Source organism: Streptomyces sp. SID14478 (assembly GCF_010548525.1).
In the GTDB taxonomy this organism is placed as follows: Bacteria; Actinomycetota; Actinomycetes; order Streptomycetales; family Streptomycetaceae; genus Streptomyces.
Genome location: NZ_JAAGMG010000314.1, coordinates 1 through 7,594, shown reverse-complemented (window position 1 = coordinate 7,594; position 7,594 = coordinate 1). Strand labels below are relative to the sequence as shown.

The following is a 7,594-nucleotide window of genomic DNA, read 5'->3' as shown; positions in this document are numbered from 1 at the left end:
GGCAGTGCCCCTGCGCCGTGGCGCGGCGGGCGTCCGGCACCCGGAGGCGGTGCAGGACGCCGGTCTGCGGGGCGAAGGCCGCTGCCGGGTCCTCGGCGTACAGGCGGGCCTCGACGGCGTGCCCGTGCGGGGCGGGCGGCTCGTCCGCAAGGGCCTCGCCCTCGGCGATCCGCAGCTGCAGGGCGACGAGGTCGATGCCGAACACGGCCTCGGTGACGGGGTGTTCGACCTGGAGCCGGGTGTTCATCTCCAGGAAGTGCGCGGCGCCGCCGTCGGTGACGAGGAACTCGACGGTGCCCGCGCCGACGTACCCGGTGGCGCGGCAGGCTCGCTCCGCGGCCTCGTACAGGTGAGCCGTCACGCCGGAGGCGAGGCCGGGTGCGGGCGCCTCCTCGATGACCTTCTGGTGGCGGCGCTGCAGCGAGCAGTCCCGGGTGCCGAGCACCCACACGGTGCCGTGCGTGTCGGCGAGCACCTGCACCTCGACGTGCCTGCCGCCCTCCACGTACGGCTCGACGAAGACCTCCCCGTCGCCGAAGGCGGCCAGCGCCTCGGCCCGTGCGGCCGTCACCTCGCCTTCCAGGTCGGCGAGTTCGCGGACGACGCGCATGCCGCGGCCGCCGCCGCCCGCGGCGGCCTTCACCAGCACCGGCAGATCGCTCTCGGTCACCTCCCCGAGGGGCGCGACACCCATGAGCTCCTTGGCCCGCGTCTTGGACGCCATCGCCTCGATCGCCTCGGGCGGCGGCCCGATCCAGACGAGCCCGGCATCGGTGACGGCCCGCGCGAAGCCGGCGTTCTCCGACAGGAACCCGTACCCGGGGTGGACGGCGTCGGCGCCCGCGTCCAGGGCGGCCTTCACGACGAGGTCGGCGCGCAGATAGGTGTCGGCGGGGGTCGCGCCCGGGAGCCGCACGGCGAGGTCGGCCTCGCGCACGTGCAGCGCGTCGGCGTCCGGGTCGGAGTGCAGGGCGACGGTGCGGATGCCCAGCTCGCGGCAGGTACGAAAGACGCGGCAGGCGATCTCGCCGCGGTTGGCGACGAGCACACTGGAGATCACTTGAACCCTCACATCCGGAAGACGCCGAAGCCGCCGCGGGCGCCCTCGAACGGTGCGGTGTGGATCGCGGACAGGCAGATGCCGAGGACGGTGCGGGTGTCGCGCGGGTCGATGACCCCGTCGTCGTAGAGCCGCCCGGACAGGAACATCGGCAGGGACTCGGCCTCGATCTGCTGCTCGACCATGGCGCGCAGTCCGGCGTCGGCCTCCTCGTCGTACGGCTGTCCCTTGGCGGCCGCGGACTGGCGGGCGACGATCGACAGGACGCCCGCGAGCTGCTGCGGCCCCATGACGGCGGACTTGGCGCCGGGCCACGCGAACAGGAAGCGGGGGTCGTAGGCGCGCCCGCACATGCCGTAGTGCCCGGCCCCGTACGAGGCCCCCATCAGCACGGACAGATGCGGTACGCGACTGTTGCTGACGGCGTTGATCATCATCGAGCCGTGCTTGATGATGCCGCCCTGCTCGTACTCCTTGCCGACCATGTATCCGGTGGTGTTGTGCAGGAACAGCAGCGGGATGTCCCGCTGGTTGGCGAGCTGGATGAACTGCGCCGCCTTCTGCGACTCCTCGCTGAAGAGCACGCCCCGGGCGTTGGCGAGGATCCCGACGGGATATCCGTGCAGCGCGGCCCATCCGGTCACCAGCGACGCCCCGTACAGCGGCTTGAACTCGTCGAAGTCGGAGCCGTCGACGATCCGGGCGATGACCTCGCGCGGGTCGAACGGCACCTTCAGGTCGTCCGGCACGATGCCGAGCAGCTCGTCGCTGTCGTACTTGGGCGGCGCGGCCGGGGCCGGATCTGCGTACGCCTTGCGGTGGTTGAGGCGGGCGACGACGCGGCGGGCCTGCCGGATCGCGTCCTGCTCGTCGAGGGCGAAGTAGTCGGCGAGCCCGGAAGTGCGGGCGTGCATCTCGGCGCCGCCGAGCGACTCGTCGTCGCTCTCCTCACCCGTGGCCATCTTCACCAGCGGCGGCCCGCCGAGGAACACCTTGGCGCGCTCCTTGACCATGATCACGTGGTCGGACATGCCGGGGATGTACGCGCCGCCCGCGGTGGAGTTGCCGAAGACGACGGCGACGGTCGGGATGCCGGCCGCGGACAGCCGCGTGATGTCCCGGAAGATCCCGCCGCCGGGGATGAAGATCTCCTTCTGCGAGGGGAGGTCGGCGCCTCCCGACTCGACGAGCGAGATGCAGGGCAGCCGGTTGGCGAAGGCGATCTCGTTGGCCCGCAGCGCCTTCTTCAGGGACCAGGGGTTGCTGGCCCCGCCGCGCACGGTCGGGTCGTTGGCGGTGACGAGGCACTCGACGCCCTCGACGACCCCGATCCCGGTGACGAGGGAGGCCCCGACGGCATACTCGCTGCCCCAGGCGGCGAGCGGCGACAGTTCCAGGAAGGGGGTGTCCGGGTCGAGGAGCAGCTCGATCCGCTCCCTGGCCAGCAGCTTCCCGCGCTTGCGGTGCCGTTGGACGTACTTCTCGCCGCCGCCCGCCAGCGCCTTCGCGTGTTCGCCGTCGAGCGCGGCGAGCTTGTCGAGCAGGGCGGTGCGATGGGCGGCGTAGTCGTCGGACCGGGTGTCCAGGGCGCTGGCCAGGACGGTCACAGCAGAGCCTCCGGTATGTCGAGGTGGCGGGAGCGCAGCCATTCGCCGAGGCCCTTGGCCTGCGGGTCGAAACGGGCCTGCGCGGCGACGCCCTCGCCGAGGATGCCCTCGACGGTGAAGTTCAGGGCGCGCAGGTGCGGCAGGACGTGCCGGGTGACCGTCAAGTCGGCGGTCTCGGGCAGCAGTTCGCGGAGCACGTCGACGGTGAGGGCGTGGGCGAGCCACCGCCAGGCGTCCTCGCCCAGGGCCCACACGCCGATGTTGGCGTCGCCCCCCTTGTCGCCGCTGCGGGCTCCGACGACACGGCCGAGGGGCGCACGCCGGGTGGGCCCGGCGGGCAGCGGTGCGGGCGGCGCGGGCTCCTCGACTGGGGCGAGCGGGCGGGTCGGCCCGTCGTACGCGGGTACGTCCCGCCGCTCCCCGTCCGGCAGGACGGCGACGTGCGGGACGTCCCCGCGGTCGACGTACGCGGCCTCGAAGACCCCGTACGGGGAGCCCTTGCCGGGCGGGGCGGTGACGTGGAACCCCGGGTAGGAGCCGAGGGCCAGCTCCACCGCGGCCCCGCTCAGCGCCCGGCCCACCGCGTCCTGGTCCCGGTCCCGCACGACGAGCCGCAGCAGCGCGCTGGCGGTCTCCTCGGTGTCGGCGTCGGGCCGGTCGGTCCGGGCGAGCTCCCACCGCACGTGTGCGGGACGGGACTTGGCGCGCCCGAAGGCGTCCTCCATCTGCTCCCGCACGAGCGCGGCCTTGGCGTCGATGTCGAGGCCGGTGAGGACGAAGACGACCTCGTTGCGGAACCCGCCGAGCCGGTTGAGTCCGACCTTGAGGGTGGGCGGCGGCGCCTCTCCGCGTACGCCGTGGATGCGAACGCGGTCGGCGCCTTCCTGTTCCAGACGGACGGTGTCGAGCCGCGCGGTGACGTCGGGCCCGGCGTACCGGGCGCCCCCGGTCTCGTACAGCAGCTGCGCGGTCACGGTGCCGACGTCGACGAGACCGCCGGTGCCCGGATGCTTGCCGACGACGGCGGACCCGTCCTCGTGGATCTCGGCGAGGGGAAACCCGGGCCGCCGCAACTGACCTCGATGCGTGGCGAATTGGGAGTAGTTGCCGCCCGTCGCCTGGGTCCCGCACTCCAGGACGTGCCCGGCGACGACGGCCCCGGCCAGCCGGTCGTACGCGTCCGGCGCCCATCCGAAGTGCCAGGCGGCGGGCCCGCTGACCAGGGCGGCATCGGTGACGCGTCCGGTGACCACGATGTCGGCGCCGGCCTCCAGGCAGGCGGTGATCCCGGCGCCGCCGAGGTAGGCGTGGGCGGTGAGGGCGCCGGGGAACCGCCCGGTGCCGAGCAGGTCGTCGCCCTCGACGTGGGCCACGCGCACGGGGACGCCGAGCCGCTCCGCCAACTCCCGCACCTGCGCGGCGAGTCCGGCCGGGTTCACCCCTCCGGCATTGGCGACGACCTTCACGCCCCGCTCCACGGCGAGCCCGAGACACTCCTCCAGCTGCCGCAGGAACGTGCGGGCGTACCCGCGCCCGGGGTCCTTCATCCGGTCCCGCCCGAGGATCAGCATGGTCAGCTCGGCGAGATAGTCACCGGTGAGCACGTCGAGCCGCCCGCCGTCGAGCATCTCCTTCATGGCGTCGAACCGGTCGCCGTAGAACCCGGAGGCGTTCCCGATGCGCAGGGGCGGCCGGGTCACGGCCGGTTCCCCTTCGCCGGGCGCCCCTGGCCGGGCGGCCCGGCGAAGGCCTGCGCGATGCCGAGCCAGCGGTCGGCGTCGGCCCCTTCGGCACGGACGCCGAGGTCGTCGCGGTGGGCACGCTGGGTGACGAGGAGACAGAAGTCGAGCGCGGTGCCGGTGACGCGCTGCGGGGCGCCCTCCGGCCCGTACGCCCACAACTCACCGCTCGGCGCGACGAGTTCGACCCGGAACTCCTGCTCCGGCGCGGGCAGTCCGTGCACGGCGAAGGCGAAGTCCCGCGCCCTGACGCCGATCCGCGCGACGTGCCACAGCCGGTCGGTCGGCTCGCGTACGACACCGAGCGCGTCGGCGACGTCCTGCCCGTGGGCCCAGGTCTCCATGAGCCGTCCGGTCGCCATGGACGCGGCGGACATCGGCGGCCCGTACCAGGGGAACTTGGTCTTCGTCGCGGCGGCGCCCCGCAGCACCTTCTGCAACTCGGCTCGCCCGTCGCGCCATTGGGCGAGCAGCGCGGCGGGCCCCTGGGCGACCCCGGCCCCGGCGCCGTCGTCGACGAACGACTCCGGCGCGGCGAGGGCCTTCTCCACTTCCCCGGCGAACGCGTCCGGGTCGCCCATGGCGAGCAGTGCGGCGTGATCGGTCCAGGCGAGGTGGGCGATCTGGTGGGCGACGGTCCAGCGGGCGGCGGGCGTGGGCGTACTCCACGCCCGCCCCTCCAACTCCGCTACCAGTCGGTCGAGTTGCTCACTCTCGTCCCGCAAGTCATCGAAGACGGACAGCGGTTCGGACACGGTGCGCTCCCTGGGGGCACGGCGGTGTGCGGCGTGTCTGGAGCATGGCAGCGCCCCGGGAAACAATCAAGCGTGCTTGCATGGAAATCGGCGCGGGATGCGCCGACGGGCGGTCGCGCCCTCGGTCAGTCGGCGGAGGTCCCCTCGTCGGCGGCCCGGTTGTTGCGGTCGATCTCCGGCATGTGCGCCTCGGCCCAGGCCCGCAGGGCGCAGAGCGGTCCTTCGAGGGAGAGGCCGAGCGGCGTGAGGCGGTAGTGGACGGCGGGCGGCACGGTGGGTTCCACGCGCCGCGCGACCAGTCCGTCACGGGCGAGGCTCTGCAGGGTCACGGAGAGCATCTTCTGCGAGATGCCCGGGATACGGCGCTTCAGCTCGGCGAACCGCAGCTCGCCCGGGGCCACTTCGGCGCGGACTCCGCTTGAGGCCACTTCGGTGCCGACTCCGCCCAGGGCTTCGGCTTCGGCTTCGGCTTCGGCTTCGGCCAGGACCTTGACGGCCATCGACGTCCACTTGGTGCCGATCCGGTCGAGCAGCTGGCGGGTCGGGCAGAGCGGATCCATCAGGTCGCCGCGCTCACCGGCCCTCGACGTGGTCACCCGGAGCTCACCACCTGAGGGGAAAGTGCCGTCTTGGGCCGACCAGGCTAGTTCCCTAGCGTGACCTTGTCACCGGCCCTCACCCCACTCACCACCTGGAGTCCGCCATGGCCGAGCTGCGCCGCGTCCCGGTCAACGGCGTCGAACTGAACGTCGCCCTCGCCGGATCGGGCCCGGCCGTCCTCCTGCTGCACGGCTTCCCGCACACCTGGGAGCTGTGGACGGACGTCATGGCGGACCTGTCCGCCGACCACCTCGTCATCGCACCGGACCTGCGCGGGTTCGGCGCGAGCGGCCGGGCCGACTCCGGGTACGACGCGGGCACCCTGGCCGAGGACGCCGCGGCGCTCCTCACCGCGCTCGGGGTGGCCTCGGCCGCGGTGGTGGGCATCGACGCGGGCACGCCTCCCGCCGTACTCCTCGCCCTGCACCACCCGGGCCTCGTCCGGCGCCTGGTGGTCATGGAGTCCCTGCTGGGCAGACTGCCCGGCGCCGAGGACTTCCTCGCCGACGGACCGCCGTGGTGGTTCGGCTTCCACTCCGCCGCGCCCGGCCTCGCCGAGACCGTCCTGGAGGGCAACGAGGCCGCGTACGTGGACTGGTTCCTGCGCGCCGGCACGCTCGGCGACGGCGTGCGCCCCGCCGTCCGGGACGCCTTCGTCCGCGCGTACACCGGCCGCGAGGCGCTGCGCTGCGCGTTCTCGTACTACCGGGCCCTGCCCGAGAGTGCGGCACAGCTCGCACGGGCGGTCGGCCGCGCCCGCCTGCCGATGCCGACCCTGGCGCTCGGCTCCCATCCGGTGGGCGCCGCCCTGGAACAGCAGCTCCGCCCCCTCTGCGACGACCTCACCGGACACGTCATCGAGAACTGCGGCCACATCATCCCGCTGCACCGACCCCGCGCCCTGCTCGCCGTCCTGCGCCCGTTCCTGGCCGGGGCCTGAGACGTGAACCCGCGAAGGAGCGGGGTCAGTTGTGCGCGGGCCGCTTGCCGCGCCGGGCCGCGCCACGCCCCACCTGCGTCCGCACCGCCCCCATGCTCGCCCCGATGACGAGGGCGATCGCCAGGGCCTGCAGCAAGGACAGGGCCTGGCTGAGGACGAGGAAGCCGGCCAGGGCCGCGATGGCGGGTTCGAGGCTCATCATGACCGCGAACGTGGACGCGGGCAGGCGGCGCAGGGCGATGAGTTCGAGGGTGTAGGGCAGCACCGAGGAGAGGACCGCGATCGCCGCGCCGAGGCCGAGCGTCACCGGGTCGAGCAGCTTCGTGCCCGCCGACGCCACGCCCAGCGGCAGGCAGAGCACCGCGGCCACGGCCATCGCGAGCGCGAGCCCGTCGGCCTGCGGGAAGCGGCGGCCGGTGCGGGCGCTGAAGAGGATGTACGTCGCCCACATGGCGCCGGCCGCGACCGCGAAGCCGACCCCGACCAGGTTCAGGCCGCCGAGCCCGTCCCCGGCGCCGCCGAGCAGGAACACGCCGCACAGCGCGAGGCCCGCCCAGAGGAAGTTGACCGCGCGGCGGGAGGCCAGGACGGACAGGGTCAGCGGGCCCAGCACCTCGAAGGTGACCGCGAGACCGAGCGGGATGCGGGCCGCGGCCTGGTAGAAGAGCAGGTTCATGGCGCCCATGGCGATGCCGAAGGCCACCACGGTGCCCCAGTCGGCGCGGGAGTGGCCGCGCAGCCGGGGACGGCAGACCGCCATCAGCACGAGCGCCGCCACCAGGAGCCGCAGCGTCACGACGCCGACCGCGCCCGTGCGCGGCATCAGGCTCACCGCGAGCGCGCCGCCGAACTGCACCGAGACGCACCCGGTGAGCACCAGGCCGACCGGGCCC

The 7,594-nt window shown here is 73.7% G+C and carries 7 protein-coding genes; 1 reads left to right on the top strand and 6 read right to left on the bottom strand.

The genetic code is table 11. The annotated features are described in order from the left end of the window. From G3I40_RS10630 to G3I40_RS10610, 5 genes are all read right to left on the bottom strand, one after another. Positions 1 to 1,060, bottom strand: a 1,060-nt coding sequence (locus G3I40_RS10630; RefSeq protein WP_164301911.1) for a biotin carboxylase N-terminal domain-containing protein, incomplete at its 3' end; no start/stop codon positions are given. Between the two features lie 8 nt (positions 1,061 to 1,068). After that, the gene (locus tag G3I40_RS10625) at positions 1,069 to 2,667 is read right to left on the bottom strand and encodes a carboxyl transferase domain-containing protein (RefSeq protein ID WP_164301910.1); all 1,599 of its coding nucleotides are present in this window, start codon (positions 2,665 to 2,667) and stop codon (positions 1,069 to 1,071) included. Then, a complete protein-coding gene (locus G3I40_RS10620; protein ID WP_343244886.1) occupies positions 2,664 to 4,367 on the bottom strand; it encodes an acyclic terpene utilization AtuA family protein in 1,704 nt (567 codons plus the stop codon). The genes G3I40_RS10625 and G3I40_RS10620 overlap by 4 nt, the downstream gene beginning before the upstream one ends. Continuing rightward, complete coding sequence (locus G3I40_RS10615) at positions 4,364 to 5,161, bottom strand: TIGR03084 family metal-binding protein (RefSeq protein WP_164301909.1); 798 nt, start codon at positions 5,159 to 5,161, stop codon at positions 4,364 to 4,366. Before G3I40_RS10615 ends, G3I40_RS10620 begins: the two co-directional genes overlap by 4 nt. Before the next feature lie 125 nt (positions 5,162 to 5,286). Then, the gene (locus tag G3I40_RS10610) at positions 5,287 to 5,721 is read right to left on the bottom strand and encodes a helix-turn-helix domain-containing protein (RefSeq protein ID WP_164301912.1); all 435 of its coding nucleotides are present in this window, start codon (positions 5,719 to 5,721) and stop codon (positions 5,287 to 5,289) included. A 143-nt stretch (positions 5,722 to 5,864) separates the two neighbouring features. On the opposite strand from G3I40_RS10610, the gene G3I40_RS10605 reads away from it, so the two are divergent. Next, positions 5,865 to 6,701 (top strand): alpha/beta hydrolase, encoded by an 837-nt coding sequence (locus G3I40_RS10605; RefSeq protein WP_164301908.1) that lies wholly within the window; start codon positions 5,865 to 5,867, stop codon positions 6,699 to 6,701. A 25-nt stretch (positions 6,702 to 6,726) separates the two neighbouring features. Here G3I40_RS10605 and G3I40_RS10600 read toward each other — a convergent pair. After that, on the bottom strand, positions 6,727 to 7,594 hold an 868-nt coding region (locus G3I40_RS10600; RefSeq protein WP_164301907.1), incomplete at its 5' end, for an EamA family transporter.

Bases quoted from the DNA above. Each gene is read 5' to 3' on its own strand.
- G3I40_RS10610 (WP_164301912.1), bottom strand. From the start codon at position 5,721: ATGGATCCGCTCTGCCCGACCCGCCAGCTGCTCGACCGGATCGGCACC.
- G3I40_RS10605 (WP_164301908.1), top strand. From the start codon at position 5,865: ATGGCCGAGCTGCGCCGCGTCCCGGTCAACGGCGTCGAACTGAACGTC.